The sequence below is a fragment of the Enterococcus quebecensis genome, from assembly GCF_001730365.1.
In the GTDB taxonomy this organism is placed as follows: domain Bacteria; phylum Bacillota; class Bacilli; order Lactobacillales; family Enterococcaceae; genus Enterococcus_L; species Enterococcus_L quebecensis.
In genome coordinates this window covers 176,377-195,165 of the sequence record NZ_MIKB01000013.1, presented here as the reverse complement: position 1 = coordinate 195,165, position 18,789 = coordinate 176,377, and the positions used below count along the sequence as shown (strand labels likewise).

General features: G+C 31.4%; 18 protein-coding genes. 15 read left to right on the top strand and 3 right to left on the bottom strand.

Annotation, left to right across the window (positions count from 1 at the left end; translation table 11 throughout):
- Positions 1 to 166 precede the first annotated feature (166 nt).
- Positions 167 to 1,021, bottom strand: coding sequence for a helix-turn-helix domain-containing protein (locus BCR23_RS07160; RefSeq protein ID WP_069634806.1), 855 nt, complete (start codon positions 1,019 to 1,021; stop codon positions 167 to 169).
- Positions 1,022 to 1,122: 101 nt separating this feature from the next.
- Here BCR23_RS07160 and BCR23_RS07155 point away from each other — a divergent pair, with 101 nt between their 5' ends.
- Positions 1,123 to 2,313 carry an MFS transporter gene (locus tag BCR23_RS07155; RefSeq protein ID WP_069634805.1) on the top strand — a complete coding sequence of 397 codons (1,191 nt, stop codon included), beginning with the start codon at positions 1,123 to 1,125 and terminating at the stop codon, positions 2,311 to 2,313.
- Between the two features lie 9 nt (positions 2,314 to 2,322).
- Here the strand turns inward: BCR23_RS07155 and BCR23_RS07150 are convergent, their stop codons facing one another.
- Positions 2,323 to 3,117, bottom strand: coding sequence for a helix-turn-helix domain-containing protein (locus BCR23_RS07150; RefSeq protein WP_069634804.1), 795 nt, complete (start codon positions 3,115 to 3,117; stop codon positions 2,323 to 2,325).
- Between the two features lie 108 nt (positions 3,118 to 3,225).
- Between BCR23_RS07150 and BCR23_RS07145 the strand changes: the two genes are divergently transcribed.
- The 11 genes from BCR23_RS07145 to BCR23_RS07095 are packed head-to-tail and all read left to right on the top strand — an operon-like array spanning position 3,226 to position 12,093.
- Positions 3,226 to 3,705: a thiamine pyrophosphate-binding protein gene (locus BCR23_RS07145; RefSeq protein ID WP_069634803.1), complete on the top strand. Its 480-nt coding sequence runs from the start codon at positions 3,226 to 3,228 to the stop codon at positions 3,703 to 3,705.
- An 18-nt stretch (positions 3,706 to 3,723) separates the two neighbouring features.
- Positions 3,724 to 4,263: a thiamine pyrophosphate-dependent enzyme gene (locus tag BCR23_RS07140; RefSeq protein ID WP_069634802.1), complete on the top strand. Its 540-nt coding sequence runs from the start codon at positions 3,724 to 3,726 to the stop codon at positions 4,261 to 4,263.
- Positions 4,264 to 4,276: 13 nt separating this feature from the next.
- A complete protein-coding gene (locus BCR23_RS07135) occupies positions 4,277 to 5,269 on the top strand; it encodes a beta/alpha barrel domain-containing protein (RefSeq protein WP_083241910.1) in 993 nt (330 codons plus the stop codon).
- The gene (locus BCR23_RS07130) at positions 5,256 to 6,134 is read left to right on the top strand and encodes an isocitrate lyase/phosphoenolpyruvate mutase family protein (protein ID WP_069634800.1); all 879 of its coding nucleotides are present in this window, start codon (positions 5,256 to 5,258) and stop codon (positions 6,132 to 6,134) included. The genes BCR23_RS07135 and BCR23_RS07130 overlap by 14 nt, the downstream gene beginning before the upstream one ends.
- Positions 6,134 to 7,186, top strand: a complete 1,053-nt coding sequence (locus tag BCR23_RS07125) for a phosphoenolpyruvate carboxykinase (ATP) (protein WP_069634799.1) — start codon at positions 6,134 to 6,136, stop codon at positions 7,184 to 7,186. The genes BCR23_RS07130 and BCR23_RS07125 overlap by 1 nt, the downstream gene beginning before the upstream one ends.
- Positions 7,180 to 7,581, top strand: a complete 402-nt coding sequence (locus tag BCR23_RS07120; RefSeq protein WP_069634798.1) for a YjbQ family protein — start codon at positions 7,180 to 7,182, stop codon at positions 7,579 to 7,581. Before BCR23_RS07125 ends, BCR23_RS07120 begins: the two co-directional genes overlap by 7 nt.
- Positions 7,582 to 7,620: 39 nt before the next feature.
- Positions 7,621 to 8,766 carry a pyridoxal-phosphate-dependent aminotransferase family protein gene (locus BCR23_RS07115; RefSeq protein ID WP_205688499.1) on the top strand — a complete coding sequence of 382 codons (1,146 nt, stop codon included), beginning with the start codon at positions 7,621 to 7,623 and terminating at the stop codon, positions 8,764 to 8,766.
- Between the two features lies 1 nt (position 8,767).
- The gene (locus tag BCR23_RS07110) at positions 8,768 to 9,028 is read left to right on the top strand and encodes a glutaredoxin domain-containing protein (RefSeq protein WP_069634797.1); all 261 of its coding nucleotides are present in this window, start codon (positions 8,768 to 8,770) and stop codon (positions 9,026 to 9,028) included.
- Positions 9,025 to 9,645 (top strand): metallophosphoesterase family protein, encoded by a 621-nt coding sequence (locus BCR23_RS07105; RefSeq protein WP_069634796.1) that lies wholly within the window; start codon positions 9,025 to 9,027, stop codon positions 9,643 to 9,645. Before BCR23_RS07110 ends, BCR23_RS07105 begins: the two co-directional genes overlap by 4 nt.
- A 14-nt stretch (positions 9,646 to 9,659) precedes the next feature.
- The gene (locus BCR23_RS07100) at positions 9,660 to 10,847 is read left to right on the top strand and encodes an ATP-grasp domain-containing protein (RefSeq protein ID WP_069634795.1); all 1,188 of its coding nucleotides are present in this window, start codon (positions 9,660 to 9,662) and stop codon (positions 10,845 to 10,847) included.
- Between the two features lie 13 nt (positions 10,848 to 10,860).
- Positions 10,861 to 12,093: an ATP-grasp domain-containing protein gene (locus tag BCR23_RS07095; protein ID WP_069634794.1), complete on the top strand. Its 1,233-nt coding sequence runs from the start codon at positions 10,861 to 10,863 to the stop codon at positions 12,091 to 12,093.
- A 57-nt stretch (positions 12,094 to 12,150) separates the two neighbouring features.
- On the opposite strand, the gene BCR23_RS07090 is transcribed toward BCR23_RS07095, so the two are convergent.
- Positions 12,151 to 13,077 carry an exonuclease domain-containing protein gene (locus BCR23_RS07090; RefSeq protein WP_069634793.1) on the bottom strand — a complete coding sequence of 309 codons (927 nt, stop codon included), beginning with the start codon at positions 13,075 to 13,077 and terminating at the stop codon, positions 12,151 to 12,153.
- Between the two features lie 172 nt (positions 13,078 to 13,249).
- On the opposite strand from BCR23_RS07090, the gene BCR23_RS07085 reads away from it, so the two are divergent.
- The 3 genes from BCR23_RS07085 to BCR23_RS07075 are packed head-to-tail and all read left to right on the top strand — an operon-like array spanning position 13,250 to position 18,780.
- Positions 13,250 to 15,337: a TerB N-terminal domain-containing protein gene (locus tag BCR23_RS07085; protein WP_069634792.1), complete on the top strand. Its 2,088-nt coding sequence runs from the start codon at positions 13,250 to 13,252 to the stop codon at positions 15,335 to 15,337.
- Complete coding sequence (locus BCR23_RS07080) at positions 15,334 to 16,644, top strand: ATP-binding protein (RefSeq protein ID WP_069634791.1); 1,311 nt, start codon at positions 15,334 to 15,336, stop codon at positions 16,642 to 16,644. The genes BCR23_RS07085 and BCR23_RS07080 overlap by 4 nt, the downstream gene beginning before the upstream one ends.
- Positions 16,645 to 16,650: 6 nt before the next feature.
- Positions 16,651 to 18,780, top strand: coding sequence for a DEAD/DEAH box helicase (locus BCR23_RS07075; protein ID WP_069634790.1), 2,130 nt, complete (start codon positions 16,651 to 16,653; stop codon positions 18,778 to 18,780).
- Positions 18,781 to 18,789: the final 9 nt, after the last annotated feature.

Here is an 18,789-nt window from a genome sequence, read left to right as displayed (position 1 = left end):
ATTTTTAAGAATATAAAATTGAAATGGAGATAATTTGATCTTTGTAAAGGATTATGTTTGTTAAAAAAAGCCTAGCTTAAATTAAAGAGTTATTGATTATACTTGTTTAAAATAAAAGTCAAAATAGGGTAATACAATTTTTTTAACTGTGCAATAGAACTAGATTTTAGTTAATTCTATTCATAATTTTCTTTAAGTGACTAGCAGATTTATCAAAACCAAATTGTTCAAGTATATATAGGTATATGTCGATATCAAAGGTTTCATCTGATTGAGTATTAAGACATAATTGATGATATATTGTAGCTTCTATTTTTTCAAATAGCAATCTTTTGGAGTTAGATAAGCTGATTGCTTTTTCAAAGTAATGCAAAGCATTCTTATACTCTTTCTTTTCAAAAAAATACATTCCTGCATTTTGCCAAAGGTGTTGGTGAAGACTATGTGTATTCTGCATATGCGTATACTTGATAAGTTGCTGTTCGGCCATAGGAAGTAAATGAAGAATACTTTCATGGTTAAAATAATGCAAAAAATTGTTCAGTAAGCGAAATTCATAAATATACCAACTGTCTGTTTTTGTGAAATAACTTAAAATTTCTGTATTTATTAGCATGTCAAAATCGAAATCATGTTCTTTAACATTAAAATATTTTTGTAAAAAGGCTAATGTCAAAAGATAGAGGTGCCGATACTGAATATTAGTGGAAATTTTACTCTGTTTATATGTTTCTTGACTTAGGCTGATTAAGGCTGTTTTATCATAAGTGTTGATAGCTTGCATAATTTTGGTATTTAATTTTTCTAGTGATGATATTTGATAGTTCTTTGCTAAAAACATTAGCTCTTCGTAATCCATATTCAAACGTTCTAGCAATAGAGGAATAACATTATAGGATGGAGAATAGTGACCATTTTCGAATCGGGATAAATTGGAACGTTCCATGATTCCCTTAGATAAGGTTTCCTGAGAAATATTTTTTGCTACTCTAATTTTTTTAATAGTAGGACCAAAATTCATGTTTAACTCCTTTTTTTTGTGTTAATTAGACACAAAAAAGTTTTTTTTATTGAGAACATTATATTATATTAAATGAATAAAAAAAAGAACGAGGTGTAAAAATGGGTAAAAAAATTTATTCGATATTATGTGGTATTTTGGTTACACGTGTAGCTTACTATATGAGTACACCATTTTTAGCTATTTACTTATCCTATTTGGGAACAATGGATGCGATACAAATCGGATTTATTTTAAGTATTAATCCAATCGTTAATATTCTTTTTTGCTTATTTTCAGGGATGATAATAGAAAAGGTTGGTGTGAGCAGAATCGTAAAAATTGTTCCTATAATTTGGGGAGCTATATTTATTCTATATTTCTTTGCAGGAAATTACTATTCTTTTCTTTTATTAAATGGTCTAAGTGGGTTGCTTTATTCACTTTTTGAACCGGCATTAAAAACAATTCTTTCTAAAGAAGTTACTACTGAAAACAAATTAATAGTATTCAATTTGCGCTATACAGCAATCAATGTTGGAGCATTAGTGGGACCACTTTTAGGAACGATTTTTGATTTCAAGAGGTCTTTAGTAGCATTTGTTTTACTCGGAATAGTTTACATTGTTTATGGGTTATTATTATTAGTTATTGTAGAAAAAGAAGACCATAAGAGCAAGGGGAAAAATCATTTAGTTGAAGAAAAATATTCACTGAATTTTATGCAACTGGTTAAAAATAATAGTCAGTTTATTCTATTGATTTTTGCCATGATGTTTATTTACTTTGGCTATTCTCAACTGACTTCTACTATTTCACAATATCTTTCACTAACAGGTTCAGTAAAAAATGGAGTTAAGCTTTATTCCTATTTAGTTTCATTAAATGCAGGGACAGTTTTAGTCTGCCAATTTGCAGTTTTAAAATGGACAAAGAATATGAATCCATACCATGTTTTGATGATAAGCAATGTACTTATTGCTTCTAGTTTGTTGTTTTTTGCTTTTTTTGTAAATACAATCGTTTTAGTGAGTGCAGTTTGTATTTTTAGCATTGGTGAGTTGTTATTCGGTTCTAGATTTGATTCATTAGTTGATGAGATATCCCCTAGTAAAAATAAAGGGATTTATTTTAGTCTATCTGATTTTGTTCGGACAGGTAGGGCGATTGGACCAATTGTTGGAGGAAAACTAATTGATTATTATTCTGTAAAAAATTATACAAATATTTTTGTTATCTTATTTTTTATTACAATTCTAGGCGTTGTTTTCTTTGTCTTTGCTAAAAGAGATTATGTTCATGAGAATGATTAAATTAATGAATTAGTCCGCGTATAATTTAATCAACAGAACTAAAATCTTTTTATAGTGTTGTGAGCTTTTTGGATGTTTTTCTTTAGTCACTATTATGACAAAGTTTAATAAAATAACTAAAGAATCAAAATCAATCTCATTACATAATAAAGTGTGGATCAATAATTGATTTAGTAGATTAATAGAATAAACACTTTCATCAAAAGTCTTAAGGATAAGGTGTATTAAAAGAAAAATAAAAAGATCATCGTAATTATTTTGGTATAATAATAAGCGTTTTATTTTCTCCAGTTCTTGTTCTAAGTTTAAGTAATTTCTTTGTTTAGAATAATAGAGCTTAAATACAAGAACAAAGATTTTTGAGATTTCCGATGATTCAAAATGATTATCTCTAATTTGAAGCTGGATATTTTCAATATCTTTCATAGAAAATGGCTTCTCTTCGGTAATTTGAATGTAACCATACAGAATTAGATATGCTTCTTCTACTTCTCTGTTATAGGAAAATCGAAGAAACCATTGTAATAAATGATGATATTCTTTTTTGTTATTTTGTAATAGTGATAAAAGAATTTCTTTTTTTTTATTAGAAAATGACTTGAGAAAGCTATCGTTATTTTGAACTAAATTTAAGATAGAAATATTTAACTTCTTTGCAATATCACTGATAATGTCAATACTGGGTTTTTCGCAATCTCGTTCGATTTTACTCAGTTGTGACTGTGAGCAAATAAGGTTGCATAGTTGTTTTTGTGTCAGTCTACGTTTTTTTCTCCAATACCTAATATTTTCTCCTATGGTCATGAAAGCCTCCTAGAAATATTCGAAAACGAATTTTTTTTATAATCAAAATCAAGTTACAATTTAATCATTCTCATGAGAATATAAAAATAACACGAAATGAGGTTGATTATGAACAAAGGGTCAAATATATTGATGAAAAAGTTGGAGTCTGAAGGTTATAATTTTTTTACAGGGGTTCCTTGCAGTTTGTTGAAAGAGACCTTTTCTTTTCTTGAAAAGGAAGAGAAAGAGTATTACCCTGCAATACGAGAAGATTCTGCTTTAGGTTTAGCTTCTGGAGCTGTTCTTGCAGGGAAAAAGGCAGCTGTATTTATGCAAAACTCGGGATTAGGCTACTCTTTGAACGTTTTGACATCTTTTAATCTGATCTATGATGTACCACTTTTGATTGTTATGAGTTGGCGTGGATATGGAAATGATGCAGTTGAGCACAATATTATCGGAGATAAAATTACATCTATACTTGACTCCGTAAATATTCCATATTTTATATTGGATGAGGAAAATCTATCCTCGCTTACAGAGCAAATTGAAAAGTGGCATACTAAAAATAAGACGTTTGTTATTTTAGTAAAGGATCAATATTAAGAAATGGAGAATGAACAGATGGAGAAGGAAACGATTTTAGCAAAGCTTTTAACAAAGTATCCAGATGCATTGATTGTCAGTTCAAATGGCTATGTGACAAGAGACTTATATAATTTTAAAGATCGAATAGAAAATTTTTATTTAGTCGGTTCAATGGGAATGGCGGCACCAATTGCACTGGGGCTTGCGTTAAGTCTTCCAGAAAAAATGATTATTATCTTGGATGGTGATGGATCTTTTTTGATGAATTACGGAATTACTACAATGATTGGATTTTTTGAACCAAAAAATTTGCTTCATGTAGTTCTTGATAATGGTGTTCATGAAAGTACAGGTGGTCAAAAAACAATTGGTTTAATGAATCAGGTAGAAGCAACAAAAAGTTTAGGTTATCGATCTGGTTTTATAGTGGAACATTCTATCGCTCAGTGGCCAGAGCAACTCCTATTACCAGCTTTTATTCACTGCAAAATTAAGCAGCGAACCGAGGGAGTTGGAAATAGAGTAGTTCATACACCACAGGAGATTGTAGCTAGATTTTCTAAAACTATAAAGTAAGGGAGGATTGACAATGAAGATAATCGATTGCACTCTTCGAGACGGTGGGAATCAAAATAATTGGAATTTTTCTACTAAGGATGCAAAACATATTGTTTCTAAATTGGACAAATCCGGTATTGATATTATCGAAATAGGATATATTGGTGGTTCTGGGAGTAATCAAAGTTCAAATACCGGGATATTTAATCATTTAACCGCATCAATTATTCAAAACATGCCTAAACTGAAACAATCTAAATATGCTGCAATGATAGTCGCATCTAATTTAGAAGAAATTGATTATGAGGACTTACAAAAAGCGAATATCGAATGGCTTAGAATTGCGAGTTATCCTCATGATATTGAAAAAATTTATAAGAAGTTGACAAAATTCAAACAAATGGGATTCAATATCTCTGTTAATTTAATGAGCGCTAGTTATATTGAGGTTGATTTATTACGAGGAATTGTCGGAAAATTAAATCAATTAAATATTGATTTGCTATGTATTGCAGACTCTTTTGGTCATTTTTTACCAGAGGATGTAACTGAAATATTTACTGAGTTGAGTAAAATTGCACATTTTGATCTTGGCTTTCATGGACACAATAACTTAGGTCTAGCATTTGCTAATGTTTTAGCGGCAATAAATGCGGGAGCAACTTTTGTAGATACGTCTTTATGCTCCATGGCTCGCGGGGCGGGAAATTTGGCCACAGAACAGTTGGGGGCTTATGCATTTAGAAAAGGAACTACAACAATTGATTTACATGAGCTGATAGTGATAGCTGAATTTGTAAGAACAGATATCTTAGAAAAAGACCTAAAAATTGGACAACCAGAGCTAGTTACGGGAATAGGTAACTTGCATTATTATTATTATGATCTTTTGCAGAATTTTGAAAATAAGGAAGCATTATTAACATTAGCAGTCCAATTAGGAAAGCGAAAACCAAAAAAGGTCAGTACTGAATATATTGAGTCATTATTAAACAAAAACGGAGGAAAATATGAAGAAATTTAAAGAATTATTAAATGGAAATAAAGTGGCAAAAGTGATGGGGGTTCATAACGGTTTGACTGCAAAGCTGGCAGAAGAAGCTGGCTATGATGCTGTTTGGGCCAGTGGACTGGAAATTTCTGCTAGTCAAGCAGTGCCTGATGCCAATATATTAACAATGTCTGAAAATCTTCAAGTAGTCGAAAACATCCGAGAATCAACTAAGATACCTGTTCTTTGCGATTGTGATTCAGGATATGGCGGTCTAAATAATACAGTCAGAATGGTCGAAAAATATGAGAGTGTAGGAGTAGATGCTATTTGTATTGAAGACAAACTTTTTCCTAAGATGAATTCATTTATTGAGAATAATCAAGTTCTCGCCGATAGAATCGATTTCTGTGAAAAAATTCGTTCAATTAAAATAACTCAAGAAAATCCTGATTTTTGCGCAGTAGCTCGTATCGAGTCATTGATTGCTGGCGAGGGAATGGAAAAAGCATTAGAAAGAGCTGAACTTTATGAAAAAGCTGGAGCAGATGCTTTATTGATTCATTCGAAAGCTACGGATGCAAAAGAGATTAAAGAGTTTGCCAAAGGGTATATAGGAAAGCTGCCGTTGATTATTGTTCCAACAACTTATCCAGATATTGATTTGAATGAGTTATATAAGTTAGGAATTCGTATGGTTATTTTTGCGAATCAAGGACTTCGAAGTGCAGTGAATTCTATTAAGGCCACTTTTGACAAAATTATTGAATTTGAAAAAACAACAGTAGTTGAAGATGAAATTGCTCCAATGTCGGAGATATTTAGATTACAAGGCATGTATGATATGCTAGAAAATGAAAGAAAAATAAAAAATACAATAAGTAAGGAAGATTTTTGATGGATTGTACATTAACGTTTTTAAATACAGTATTGACAATTACAACAGATGAGAAAAGTGATGTTTTAATGGGAAAGGTAATTCATTTTTTTAGCACACATTTTAGCACAGATTTTGGAAAAAAAGATGGATCAGCATTAGCAACTATTAAAGTCTCAAGAACCAAAGAGCCAAAACAGTTTTTCCAAACTGAAGAAAGAGTTGACAATCTTTATATTAGGAAAAGTGCATCAGATTTTTTCAGCATTTTTGTTGAAAAACGAACTACTGGTACCATCGAATACTTTTATTCTAAAGAAGCAGATGTTTCTTTAATCTACCATAAGGAATTGAAAAACATTGAAGTTTATTGCTCTTTGGAACCAAATCAGAGAGAAGAAATGATTTTGATTGAACTGATTCGTGATTTGGTTCTAAAAAATGAGGAGTTGCACGGAAGTATTGTTGTACATGCAGCAAGTGCCGAAAAAAATGGTGAGGTGATTTTAATAACTGGGCCAAAAGGTGCTGGGAAATCAACTGTTCTTCTAGAACTAGTTAGAGATCACGGTTACAATTTCTTCAGTGGGGATAAAACATTCCTTTGGGTGAAAGATAATTGTTTAATGGCAAAAGGGTGGCCAGATTATCCTCATCTAGGATTAGGAACGATTTCAAAATATCCTGAATTGGTAACTAAGCTTTCTTTAGAGGATGAGGTTCGCAAAAATCAAGCAACTATTTGGTCAACAAGACATAAAATGCCAGTTCCACCAGAAATTCTAGCAGATTTTGTCACATTTAGTTCGCCAGAAATAATAGCTCAACTCAAGAAAATTATTATGCCAAGTGTTCAAAAAGAAATTGCCTTACGTATGTTGGAAACACCTACATCTATAGAAATGTTACAAAAAAATATTGAGATCGTTAAAAATCATTGGAATAACTATCTTGATATGAGTGATCGTAATGTTTATGATCAATCCTTGAAAGAAGTTTTAACCTGTTTGAAGGGAATACCTACTGTCGATCTTTTTGGAAATGGCAAAATCAAGGCGGAATTATTATGTTAAAACAAATCTCAGTTTTTTCAGAAGGATTTGAATTTTATCAGGATATTACATCTATGGTTAATGAGCATTTAATGCAAAGTGTAGAAAAAGATGGCATGGTTTCAATATGTGCTAAAGGAAGTACAACAGCTCTAGTTACTATGCGATTTGAAAAGGGTGTTATAAAGGATTTGCTTTTCTTTTTAGAAAAATTATACCCTTCTGGGACCAAAGATAATCATTTTGAGTTGACAAGAGATCCTAATGGAATGGCTCACATAAAAAATATTTTGTTGGGCAACAGTCAATCCTTAGCTTATATGAACAGAAAACTCATTTTACCTGAAAAGCATCGGTTGGTATTTTTTGATTTTGATTTAAGAACCTCACAACGAGAAATTTATCTAAATTATTGATGTAAACTATATGGTGTCTCTGGAAGAAAGGAAGAAGATATGTATAAATATAGAATGGCAACGCCAGGACCTACCTCGTCTCCAAGTAATATTCGTCTAGCTGGTGCAAGAGATTTAATCCATCATCGCGCTTCACATATGAAAGAGTTGATGGAACGGATAAATCCTAAATTAAAAAATATTTTTCAAACAAAAAATGATGTGTATACTATTTCATGTTCAGGAACAGGAGGTATGGAAGCTAGTGTCACGAATTCTTTTGACAAAAATGATAAGGTTTTGGTTCTGTCTAATGGCTATTTTGGTGAACGTTTCCGTACAATTTGTGAACACAATGCTTTGAATACACTTGTTTATGAAAAGGAATGGGGAGCAGAATTTTCTCTAGCTGAAGTTGCAGAAATATATAAAGAAAATCCTGATTTGAAAGGTGTATTTGTTGTTTTTAGTGAGACATCTACGGGAATGATCAATCCTGTTAAAGAAATTGCTGCACTGTTTAAGAAGACAGAGGTTTTAGTCGTTGTCGATGCTATAAGTGGTTTGATTGTCAATGAGTTATTAATGGATGAATGGGGACTGGATATTGTTATTGCAGCATCTCATAAAGGTTTCATGATGGCGCCAGGATTGACTTTTGTAGGTATTTCGGATAAAGCATGGTCAAAAATTGATCAAACGAATTCTTCAGCTTATTATTTTTCGTTTACAAGATTGAAACAGTTCTTTCCATTCGCCTCCGCAAGTGCTAGCGTATCGTTACTACTGTCATTGGAGGAGTCTTTGTCTATGATTGAAGATATCGGAAGTGGTACTTTGCTAGTTCAACAAAAGCAGATTGCTTTAGCAGCTCAGCGAGCATTAAATGCATTAGGTTTTATTTTATTTGTCGATAAACCAATTTATCGAAGTAATGCTGTGACTTCAGCCCTGGCCCCAGAAGGAATTGATACACAAAAGCTACTTTCACAACTTGAAACAGAGTTTAACTTGTCAATTACGGGAGGGCAAGGTATTTTTAAAGGAAAGATGATTCGAGTAGGTCATATCGGCTATATCGATGAATTGGATCTATATGCAGTTTTTGGAGCTATTGAACGTGCCCTTATCCAACTAGGTGCAGAATTTCCATTAGGCGTCAGTTCAAAAGCAATACAAGAAGTCTTTGTGCGAGGAGGAAAATAACATGCTGACATTGTTTCAACGTGAAACCTGTCCATACTGTAGAAGTGTGAGAGAAAGAATGACTCAGTTGGGTTTGGATTACATTTGTATAAATTTACCGAAAACTAGAACAGAGAGAGTAGTGATGCAAAAGATCACAGGGAACCATTTTATTCCGGCGTTGATAGATGGGAAAAATGTTATTCCTGGAAAATTAGAATTCAATCAGCATATTCTCGATTATTTGAACCTTCATTTTGACAGAAGTGAAAATCAACGATGACAGAATACATTATCCTATCTGATATTCATGATAATCTGGAGCATTTGTTGAAAGTGTTATCTATATATATAAGTAAGCCAGTTATTTGTTTGGGAGATATCTTTGAAGTACTTGTTTCAAAATCAAAATTAGAAACGTTTCGTTTTGAAACTCTTGATCAAGTTCTTTACTATAATCCTAAAATGACTGAAGTATTAGATTCTGTTAGGATGATTAAAGGTAATCAGGAGGAACGACTGGAGCAGTTAGTTCCTTCTGAGAAGTTGCCTAGAAAACTATACGAACTACTGAACAATATGCAGGAAACAGTACTATTAGAAGAACGTTTTTTATTTATCCATGGTCAACAATTTGTGTGGGAAGAAATTGACTATGATTTATGGTGCCCAAATGTAGATATCCGGAATCCTTTTTGCTTATTTTATGGTCACAGTCATCATGACGCATTTTTTGAAGTTGTTGATAGTCAACCAATAAAAATAGATTTTACCTATTCAAAACCAATATTTTTAGATCCTAATAAGAAGTATTTGATAAATGTTGGAGCTATTAAAAATGATCCACTGTCATATGTGATACTTGATACAAAAAATAACATCATAACTTTTTACCACTAATTAGGAGGTGCAAAATGCATATTCTCGTTTTAAATTCTGATAAAACTAAAATTATTGATAAATTAGCTGATATCAATGAAAAATCAGATATTAAGATATCAATATTGGGAAAGGAAGAATACCGTCCTTTGTACGATTCCTCATATTGTAGTTTCTATGGAATTAGTTCATACTTTGATATTAAAACTTTGAAACAAAAATTTTTACAGATAGAACAAGAACAAAAAATAGATGAGATTATAGCAACTACTGAAAAAAGTTTGTTTGCAGCTGGTTTTCTTCGCTCATACTTTGGCATCGTTGGATCAAGTATAACGATTGGATTAGCAACGTCTAACAAACTAACCATGAAAAATCTTTTAAAGCAGCATATCAAAATAGGCGAATTTTTTTCAATTGCTAATGTAGAGGAATTAACTTATCTTGTTGAAACGTCGGATTATCCAATTGTTGTAAAACCAGCAGTTGGTTCTGGAACAAAAAAGACAATAAAGCTAGAAAACTCATTTGATCCTGAAAGTCCAGATATCGAAGAAATTTTTTCCAATCAAGAGCCAGTTATAGCAGAAGAATTTATCAAAATTCAAAACGAATATCATTGTGATGCAGTAATTTCAAATGGAAAAATTGTATTCCAATCTATTTCTCGCTATTTTTCTCCGTTACTGGGTCACTTAGGCGGGCTAAACGGTTCCGTTATTTTAACTTCAGAAAATAAAGAAGTTAAAGAAATTTTAAAGATACTGAAAGAAATTATAAAACAGTTGCATATGGAAAATGAAGTAATTCATTTAGAGACCTATACAGACCAAATGGGAAAAATGTATTTTGGAGAAATTACTACTCGAATTGGTGGGGCAGGCATTCAGGAAACAATCTACCAAAAATATGGTGTTTCACTTTCAAGCTGTATTTTTGGAGACTTAGAAACTATAAAAAACAAACAAGAAGTGAGTGGTTTCTTTGCTTGGGTCGGATTGCCTGGTGAAAATGGTACGATTCAAAAATTGAAAATACCTACAAAAAATGAGAATAATTCAATTGTAAAAGTTGAAAATTTTTACAATGTAGGAGATAAAATGGAAGGTGAACGATCCTCTATTTTCTTTTCAGCTATAGTCTATCTACAATGTAAAACATTAAGAGAACTTCAAAAAACGTTGGAATACATCCAAAATTATTATGAAATTGAAGCAGTTTAGGAGGATTTAAGTTATGAAAGAAAGCCTTTTTCTTGTAGGAATTGCAACATCAACAATTACTAATACGTTAGAAAGTTGTAAAGAGCTGAATCTTGATGTTATTATAGTCGATACACAAGAGATGTTTGAAACACATGAAAAACTTGTTCCGGAAACAATTACTAAAGATTATGTAGATATCAGTAATTATAATGATCTTTTAGCTTGTTTTGAAAAACATAATTCGAAGACTAATATTCGTTATATTTTTAGTTTTAGAGAAGTTGCGTTACTTTCCGTCAGTAAAATAGCTGAAAAATATGCGTTATTTGGAGTTAAAGAAGATGTTGTTCGATTGACTATTGATAAAAACAGAACAAGAAAAATACTACGTAAAGCTGGGCTAGATCAAACAGATTTTGAAATGTGTAAAACACTTGAAGAAGCGCAGGCTTTTTTTCATAAACATAATAAAAAAATCGTTCTAAAACCTAATAATCTTGCTGGTAGTGTTGGAGTAAAGGTGATTGAAAAAGATACCGACCTAAAAGAATACTTTGAAATAGTTCAAACATTGAGCAATACTGGGGAGGTATTATTGGAACAATATATTGATGGAAAAGAGTATTCAATTGAAATGTTAGTATTTGATAAAAATGTTCATATTATCGGAATTACAGAAAAGTTTCTTTTTAAAGATACAGTAGTTGAATCGGGACATGTTGTTCCAGCACCTCAAAGTGAAATGATATTGAATAGCTATCAAGGGAAAATAGAAAAAATTGTCGATGTATTGGGAATTGAATTTGGTCCAGCATTTTTAGAAGTTAAAATTAATCATCTTGGTTTATTTATAATTGAAGCTCATACAAGATACAGTGGAGACAAAATTGTAGAACTTATACAATATGCTTTTAAAAAAGATATTGTTAGACCAATTTTTGATTATTTGGTCCATAAAAAAACTTACACAGATCAACTTAATTGTTCTGATTATTATTCCATTCAGTATTTTTCTTGTCCTGAGGAACCGATTAAGAACATAATTGGAGTTGACTCCATTGTAAACCTTCCTGAAATTGTAACAATTTCTAATCGAATTTGTTTGAATGTAATCAATGATAAGATTGATAATAGTAATAATCGTAAATTCTTTGTTTTATTTCATTGCTCCTCATATATCAGTGTCCAACAAATAGTTGATAAAGTAATAGAAACAGTTATTCTTGAAATGGAAGATGGTTCAGTTAGAAGACTTTCTAGATAAAGAAAAAAAGGATTTCTCAAGGAGAAATCCTTTTTCAAATCAAAATTTATTAATAAATTACTCATTCATTAGTTTCAGAAAATCATTTTCTCCTAATAATTGAACATCTAACCCTCTAGCTAACATTCCCTCAGCCTTCTTTATCTTAGAGCTTTTGCCGGAACTATCAACTTTCGATAAGTCTTGTTCACCCATAACTAAAAAATTGGTTTGTTGATTCACACCATTCTGTGGTGTACCGCCAATATTTTTTACAAGCTGCATAGCATCACGTCTATTCATCGAAGCGAGAGTTCCAGTGAAAACAATATTTTTTTGATAAAATTCATGATCTTGATTAAAAGTACTAGAATCAGCTTCAGTAAGAGAAAGAGTCAAATTTTTAGAAGATGAATTAGCTTTTTTTCTAAATCCGCTAAAATCAGAATGGGTAACTTTACCTAAATGTTTATAATTAGCATGCTCTAAAAGCTCTTCTATTGTCATACTAGAGTTTAATTTAGCTAGCTCAAGTAATAATAGTCCACATGCTCGGGCGTCTTCTAATGCATCATGATGCTTAAAAGAAATATTAAACTCTTTTGCCAAATTTTTTAGTTTATAAGATAACCTTGTTAATAAAGCACGAGAAAGTTGGTAAGTGCAAAGATAGTTAAATTCAAAATTTTCTAAATCATATTTACTATTTGCGTCACGAATAGCACCAGTATCAAACTGAGCAAAGTGACAAACAATTGGTGAATCTTCAATAAATTCAATTAGTTTAGGTCGTAATATTTTATATGAAGGCGATTCTTTTACCAGATCATAATCGATTCCATGAATACTAGTATTAAAAGAATCAAATTCTTCTTCAGGATTAATCAGACTATAGAACTCATCTGTTATTAGACCATTTTCAAATTTAACAAGTCCAATTGAGCATATACTTTGTCTGTTGTTATTGGCTGTTTCTACATCTAAAGCAATAAAAGTATCTTTCATAAAACGTTCCTTCTTTCTAAATGAAGTGGATAACTATTGGATTACCACTATTGTAAAACTCAGTGAAATTAAAATCAATCTAATTGTCGTGTATTCTGTTACGAAATTTGTTACAATAATATTAATAAATATATGAAATTTTTTGATTCGATTTATTTTGAGGAGATTGAAGATGAAGAAATTAATAGGGATAATACTTAATTTATTTGGCGGTTTTTGGCTCTTTTTTGGTGTATTAGGTGGAATTGTTTCAAGCAATGATTTCACTTCCGGTACCATAGTAGCTTTGATAGGTTTAGGCATTTTTTCTTTAGGAAATAAGATTAAACAATCTAAAACCACTTTGTGGGAAGATACAATCAATAAAGTTCATTTAGATTATGACAAAATTGACCAGATTAAGCAGTCAATTTTTAGTTGGTGGAACCAGATTAGCCCACTAGTTTTGGCTATCAAGAAAAAGCTACTCACTCACTTCAAATCTTTTCAGCATAATTCGGAAGATAAAAATAAAAAAATGAAAGTAAAGCCAGAAAAAATCATTAGGGAGAAAAAAATAGATCCTGCTGAAACTATAAAAATTCAGCAAAGAAACGTTAAGAATCAAGTAGTGGCTGAAATAGTAAAATCGTCAAAAGAAGAAAAAATACGAATGGAAAAGAAAGGTGTACAAAATAAAATAGATGACAAAATTTTTGTGAAAGAAGAACAATACAATACAAATCGTTATTCTAGTAAAAAAGAATTATTCTACAATGAATCAGACATCATTTTAGCTGAATATCGCCATCTAACAACACCTGAAGAATTGTTAAAAGCGATAGCTGATCCAAATCGGAATAGTTATTCATATAGCACACTCGGTGCAAAAGAATTCATTAGGGATTCATTGAAATATAAAAATAGTTCAGGTAGTTATTGTGAACCAGTTGAATTAACGAGTTATTACACTACTTTTTCTGATTTGAACAATGAACAAAAAGCTTGGTATTTTTATTGGAGAACGAACGCTTTGAATTTAAACTTTTTAGATGTGGACTTGTCATATATATACTTATTTACTTATGAATTGCTAAATTATTCTTTTAATGAAAATGCAGCTTTTAATGTCAGTATGTTAGTACACCTACATGAAGCATATAAAGAAAAATATAGGGTTGATCGTTTAAAAGAAGTCATCTTCGATATGTTGCTTGAACTAAATCAAACTGATTTAACTAAAAAATGGATAAATGAACGTTATACTCCTCCTCTATACTCAAATTTAAAAGAAGAAAAAGAGATTTCTACTATATCTATGTCCGTTTGGAAAACATACTTAAAATACTATCGTGAAACAAAGTTCTTTAAGGCAAATCGTTCTCAGATTTACAAAACATTTAAAACGTGTACGTTTTTGTTAAATGACTTTTATGAAAAAGAGTCTCTTAAAATCATAGATGTTTATTTTGAAGAAAAAACAGAAAGCCGACAAGCCTATTTGTTCTCTGGAATGGTTATTTTAAGAGAGACTTCTGTAAAAACATATTCAGAACGACACATATATGCAACGGACAGAGCATACGAAGATATTTCGGCGTTCTTTAAGTTAGCTGAAAATGTTACTCGAGTAATTCAAGGAGAAAAACGTCAATTAGAAATAAAAAATAATCCTTTTCATACTGCTCTTCATGATGAGATGTTGGAATATATGAATACTTTAAAAAACAAAAAAAGATTTAAACAAGTGATGGAACCAGAAACATCTGCATTTGGAAGCTTAATTCCACAACCTTTACAAGTTGAGAAAAAGCAGCAAGTTGTAATTGTGTTTGATGATGAAAGAATCAAGCAACTTCAAAAAGAAACAGATGCTTTAGTAAGCGAGGTAAACAAACGGATTGAAGACTATGATAGCCAAGATGATATGGAAAGAATCTCTAAAATTCAAGTCGAAAAAACAACAAGCATTAACAGTAATGATTTTTTTGCTCAATCTGTTGAAATCGATGAAAAAATAATTGAAGAGTTTGCAGAAACTCTTCATCCAATCGAACGTTCATTTCTCAGTTTGTTTAAAAATCTAACAATTGAAAATAAGGACGCCGAACACTTCGCCAAGAAACATGGTCAGATGCTTAGTATTTTGATAACAGATATAAATGAAAAAAGTTTAGATCGTTTAGATGATAATCTAATAGAGGAGAAAGATAGTGTAATTGAATTATATGAAGAATTCCAAAGTATTATAACTAAGATGAAGGAGATAGAAAAAGTATGAATATTAGAAAAAGGGATTCCTTAGTAATTTTAAATTCTCTTAACGGAGGAGTTGTACCTACAAGGGGTATTCAACATATCATGGTTGGAAGAACGGAAGAAGCAAAGCAGATTATGACAGATTTAGATAATATCAAAAGCGGATTATCAGTTGTTCGCTTTTTTGTGGGTTCTTTTGGTAGTGGGAAAAGTTTTATCCAAGGTTTCATTAAACAATTGGCATTCAATGAGAAATTTGTTGTAGCATCAGCAGATTTTTCACCCGAAAGAAGATTATATGGAAGTGAAGGTAAAGCGGTATCTATTTATGCCGAGTTGATCAAGAATTTATCAACAGCAACCCAACCAGAAGGAAATGCATTGCCTAAAATTATTGATCGTTGGATAAATGAATGTCAAAAAGAAGTATTAAATGAGATGGGACTCGATTTTGATGCTATCGAAACATTTGAGGTTGTAAAAGCAGTTGAAGAAAAGATCAAGGATGTTGTAAATCAACTTGATGAATTTACTGGTGGATTCGAGTTTTCTAGAATATTGATTCAGTATTTTACAGGATTTTTACAGGAAAATGTTGAGCTCCAAAGATGCGCATTAAAATGGCTTCGGGGCGAATATGGAACGAGAACAGAAGCAAAAAATGATTTGGGATTAAGAGAAATTATTGCTGATGATAATTGGTATAACTATTTAAAAGTTTTATCTCAATTCATCAAATTGATTGGCTATAGTGGGCTAGTCGTGAATTTTGATGAAGCAATCAATTTATATAAGATCACTCATGTACAGACAAGAGAAAAAAATTACGAAACTATTTTGAAAATGTATAACGATATTCTTCAAGGAAATGTTGAAGGACTTTACATCACTTTTTCAGGGACAAATGAGTTTTTAGAGGATGAACGTCGAGGACTGTATAGCTACGGTGCGTTAAAAAGAAGGTTAGAAATAAACCAATATGAAACAGATGAGTATCGAGATTTTGAACAACCTGTTATTCGTTTGACCCCTTTAAAAAATGATGAGGTGTTTATTTTATTACAACGATTGCGCGATATCCATGCCGCTCATTATTCATATGAAACAACAATTACTGAAAATGAGATAAAAAATTATATGATCGAAATGTATAATTTACCTGGTGCAGAAGACTTTCTAACAGTTGGAGATATTATTCGTCGATTCCTAGGTGCTTTAAACATACTACAACAAAATCCAACTTTTGATCGTGAAACGATTTTTGTTCAACAAATTGAGGAAGAAAAAGTTAAAAAAAACAAGTCACGTTTTTCAGTTAGTGAAGGATAGCAGAGTATGAGTACATTTGAACTATTATCAAAAAATATGCAGAAAAAAATTTGGGAGATGAAGTGGAAGCAATTTACTCCTATTCAGGAAAAAGCCATACCTGCAATATTGACGACCAAAAAGAATATTATCCTTTCATCTGCCACGGCATCTGGTAAGACAGAAGCTGCATTACTTCCAATTTTATCTGATATTGAAAGAAATAAGACAACAGGATTAAGAGTCATTTATGTTTCTCCTTTGAAGGCGCTGATTAACAATCAATTTGAACGTGTAACAGAACTTTCCGATTCTTTAGGGGTTGGTATTACAAAGTGGCATGGAGACGTCTCCGCATCCATAAAGAAGAAATTTAGGAGTAAGCCTACAGAAATTTTACAAATAACGCCTGAATCAATTGAAAGTCTATTTATTAATTATCCTAATGATGTCGGGAAAATATTCAAGTATGTAGAATATGTAGTGATTGATGAGATCCATTCATTTATAGGATCAGATAGAGGTGTTCATCTACAATCTTTGCTTTCAAGAGTAAAAGAATTGAATGAAACCAATTATAGAGTGATTGGATTGTCCGCAACAATTGATGATTATGAAGTTGTCAAAAAATGGGTAGATTACTATGATCCAGACAATGTCACAATTATTGAAGAAAAAGGTTCAGATAAGAAGCTACTGTATTCTTTAATGGCATTTAAGAACGAAGAGACGAAGATGCTAAGAGTTGACTTACTTGAAGATATTCGTGAACTCACTCGAGATTCCAAAGCAATCATTTTTTGCAATAGCCGAAGTAAAGTGGAAGAAGTTAAAGTATTTTTGAATCGATTAGCCAAAAGGGAAGGTGTGGGAGAAACTTATTATGCGCATCATTCATCTATTGATAAAAAAGAGCGTGAGTATGTAGAGAAAATGATGCAAGAAGCAAAGGTACCTAAATCGATTGTTTCAACTAGTACATTAGAGTTAGGAATTGATATCGGATCTGTTGATTTGATTATTCAACTTGATAGTACTTTTTCAGTCTCTTCTTTGAAGCAACGACTAGGCCGTTCAGGAAGACAGTCAGGATCTGAACAAACTTTACAGTTGTATGCGACAGACGAAGATAATTTACTTCAGTCATTAGCAATTATGGAGTTAGTTTTAGAAAAATGGATAGAACCTGCCACAGATTTTATTTTACCGTACGATATTGCTATTCAACAGATAATCTCAATATGTGCGCAAGGTAATGGAATTAACGGAAATGAACTTTATAGAAGAATTTTGGCTAATCCAGCTTTTCATACTTTAGAAGAAGAAAAAGTGGTCTTGCTAGTTAAGCATTTGATTAAAATAGATATTTTAGAATTATTTGATAAAACTAGTGAGGTTGTTGTTGGAATCGAAGGAGAGAAATTACTTAGAGGTAAAGATTTCTATGCAATTTTTATGTCGCCAGAAGAATATCAGGTTTTTCATGGTTCTAAAGCAATTGGTCAGATACATAAGACGCCATTTGTGGGAGAAAATGATCAGATTATATTAGCAGGTCAAATTTGGAAAATAATTTCACTGGATGATAAGTTGAATAAATGTTATGTAGTCTCAGGTAAGCAAGGAAGAGCAACTAGTTATTTGGGAGATGGAAGTCGTTTTCATGAGAAAATCGGTGAGAAAATTATGGAGCTACTCTGTAATGATGTAGAGTTTGAGTATATCGATGAAGAGGCATCTTTACTCTTAAAGGATAGCCGTAAAGTTTATCATTTTAAAGGTCTGACTAGAAAAAATCGAGCGATATTTAATGATCGAAATGAATATATAATGGAAACTTTTGCTTCAACAGAAGTTGCGACGACAATTTATTGGGTGATGAAATATTTAGGAGTAACGGTTAAAGGAAGAGATTATTATGGTCGGATTAAGTTTACTTATGACAAGAATATTCATGGATTATTAAAACAAATAGAAGATTTTTCTTTAACAGAGAGAGAGCTTTTAAAGCTAATAGTAGAAATAGAGCCTTTTAAAACAAAGTACTCTGATTATTTACCTAAGGAGTTATTAGATGAGATCTATGCTAAAAGGTTTTTTGATCTAGAAGAAACAATAAATTTTGTAAAAAAAATCGATTGGATAGTTGTACAGTGAATGATTATG

What these genes read in the sequence shown, in the direction of transcription:
- BCR23_RS07160 (WP_069634806.1), bottom strand. Translation starts at nt 1,021, where the DNA reads ATGAATTTTGGTCCTACTATTAAAAAAATTAGAGTAGCAAAAAATATT.
- BCR23_RS07155 (WP_069634805.1), top strand. Translation starts at nt 1,123, where the DNA reads ATGGGTAAAAAAATTTATTCGATATTATGTGGTATTTTGGTTACACGT.
- BCR23_RS07150 (WP_069634804.1), bottom strand. Translation starts at nt 3,117, where the DNA reads ATGACCATAGGAGAAAATATTAGGTATTGGAGAAAAAAACGTAGACTG.
- BCR23_RS07145 (WP_069634803.1), top strand. Translation starts at nt 3,226, where the DNA reads ATGAACAAAGGGTCAAATATATTGATGAAAAAGTTGGAGTCTGAAGGT.
- BCR23_RS07140 (WP_069634802.1), top strand. Translation starts at nt 3,724, where the DNA reads ATGGAGAAGGAAACGATTTTAGCAAAGCTTTTAACAAAGTATCCAGAT.
- BCR23_RS07135 (WP_083241910.1), top strand. Translation starts at nt 4,277, where the DNA reads ATGAAGATAATCGATTGCACTCTTCGAGACGGTGGGAATCAAAATAAT.
- BCR23_RS07130 (WP_069634800.1), top strand. Translation starts at nt 5,256, where the DNA reads ATGAAGAAATTTAAAGAATTATTAAATGGAAATAAAGTGGCAAAAGTG.
- BCR23_RS07125 (WP_069634799.1), top strand. Translation starts at nt 6,134, where the DNA reads ATGGATTGTACATTAACGTTTTTAAATACAGTATTGACAATTACAACA.
- BCR23_RS07120 (WP_069634798.1), top strand. Translation starts at nt 7,180, where the DNA reads ATGTTAAAACAAATCTCAGTTTTTTCAGAAGGATTTGAATTTTATCAG.
- BCR23_RS07115 (WP_205688499.1), top strand. Translation starts at nt 7,621, where the DNA reads ATGTATAAATATAGAATGGCAACGCCAGGACCTACCTCGTCTCCAAGT.
- BCR23_RS07110 (WP_069634797.1), top strand. Translation starts at nt 8,768, where the DNA reads ATGCTGACATTGTTTCAACGTGAAACCTGTCCATACTGTAGAAGTGTG.
- BCR23_RS07105 (WP_069634796.1), top strand. Translation starts at nt 9,025, where the DNA reads ATGACAGAATACATTATCCTATCTGATATTCATGATAATCTGGAGCAT.
- BCR23_RS07100 (WP_069634795.1), top strand. Translation starts at nt 9,660, where the DNA reads ATGCATATTCTCGTTTTAAATTCTGATAAAACTAAAATTATTGATAAA.
- BCR23_RS07095 (WP_069634794.1), top strand. Translation starts at nt 10,861, where the DNA reads ATGAAAGAAAGCCTTTTTCTTGTAGGAATTGCAACATCAACAATTACT.
- BCR23_RS07090 (WP_069634793.1), bottom strand. Translation starts at nt 13,077, where the DNA reads ATGAAAGATACTTTTATTGCTTTAGATGTAGAAACAGCCAATAACAAC.
- BCR23_RS07085 (WP_069634792.1), top strand. Translation starts at nt 13,250, where the DNA reads ATGAAGAAATTAATAGGGATAATACTTAATTTATTTGGCGGTTTTTGG.
- BCR23_RS07080 (WP_069634791.1), top strand. Translation starts at nt 15,334, where the DNA reads ATGAATATTAGAAAAAGGGATTCCTTAGTAATTTTAAATTCTCTTAAC.
- BCR23_RS07075 (WP_069634790.1), top strand. Translation starts at nt 16,651, where the DNA reads ATGAGTACATTTGAACTATTATCAAAAAATATGCAGAAAAAAATTTGG.